This window comes from Brevundimonas sp. UBA7534 (assembly GCF_002479325.1).
Lineage (GTDB): Bacteria > Pseudomonadota > Alphaproteobacteria > Caulobacterales > Caulobacteraceae > Brevundimonas.
Genome location: NZ_DLMO01000155.1, coordinates 13,455 through 13,703, shown reverse-complemented (window position 1 = coordinate 13,703; position 249 = coordinate 13,455). Strand labels below are relative to the sequence as shown.

Below are 249 nucleotides of genomic sequence, written 5' to 3'. Positions count from 1 at the left end.
CAACACCGAGTCGATGGGCGTCGGCGTGCGCGTCATCGCCGACGGCGCCTGGGGCTTCGCAGCCACCAACGAGATGACGCCCGAGGCCGTCGCCAACGCCGCGCGGCTGGCTGCTGGCATCGCCCGCGCCAACGCCAAGAACCAGACCGCTCCGGTCCGCCTGGCCCCGACGCGCGGCGTCGGCGAGGTCAGCTGGCGCACGCCGATCCGCCGCAACGCGATGGAGGCCCCGCTGCAGGAGAAGGTCGA

1 protein-coding gene is annotated in these 249 nt (G+C 73.9%); it reads left to right on the top strand.

Going from position 1 to position 249, the window contains the following annotated elements:
- A partial coding sequence (locus B2U11_RS12735) for a PmbA/TldA family metallopeptidase (protein ID WP_292072216.1) occupies nucleotides 1-249 on the top strand: 249 nt, incomplete at both ends.